The following is a 969-nucleotide window of genomic DNA, read 5'->3' on the forward strand; positions in this document are numbered from 1 at the left end:
CCGTTGGCTGTCGTATAATCAACCGTGCCGTCGCTCTGAACATCCCACAAGGTCTGGTTAACGGTACCGGAACTGACTGTTGACGTACCTGTAAATGTCACCGCTTCGTTATCACAGTTGTTGACAAATGTAAAGTCCGCCACTGGTAACGGATGAACGGTGATTGCCTGTGTTACCGTATCACGGCATCCCTGATCCGTTACTGCAATATGCGTGAGATTGAACGTACCGTCATTTGGGTACACGTGTGAACCGTTGGCTGTCGTGTAATCAACCGTGCCGTCGCTCTGAACATCCCACAAGGTCTGGTTAACAGTGCCGGAACTGACTGTTGACGTACCTGTAAATGTCACCGCTTCATTGTCGCAGTTGTTGACAAATGTAAAGTCCGCCACTGGCAACGGGTGAACGGTGATTGCCTGTGTTACCGTATCACGGCATCCCTGATCGGTCACTGCAATATGCGTCACATTAAACGTACCGTCATTCGGATACACGTGTGAACCGTTGGCTGTCGTATAATCAACCGTTCCGTCACTCTGAACATCCCACAAGGTCTGGTTAACAGTACCGGAACTGACCGTAGACGTACCTGTAAATGTCACCGCTTCGTTATCACAGTTGTTGACAAATGTAAAGTCCGCCACTGGTAACGGATGAACGGTGATTGCCTGTGTTACCGTATCACGGCATCCCTGGTCCGTTACTGCAATATGTGTGATATTGAACGTACCGTCATTTGGGTACACGTGTGAGCCGTTGGCTGTCGTATAATCAACCGTGCCGTCGCTCTGAACATCCCACAAGGTCTGGTTAACGGTACCGGAACTGACTGTTGACGTACCTGTAAATGTCACCGCTTCGTTATCACAGTTGTTGACAAATGTAAAGTCCGCCACTGGTAACGGATGAACGGTGATTGCATATGTTACCGTATCACGGCATCCCTGGTCCGTTACTGCAATATGT

At 49.3% G+C, this 969-nt stretch carries 1 protein-coding gene; it reads right to left on the reverse strand.

The features are described 5' to 3' along the window. Positions 1-969: PKD domain-containing protein (locus H9Y05_RS16200; RefSeq protein ID WP_216714906.1), on the reverse strand; the 969-nt coding region annotated here is incomplete at both ends.

Origin of the sequence: Taishania pollutisoli, assembly GCF_014518315.1 — a bacterium.
GTDB lineage: Bacteria > Bacteroidota > Bacteroidia > Flavobacteriales_D > Crocinitomicaceae > Taishania > Taishania pollutisoli.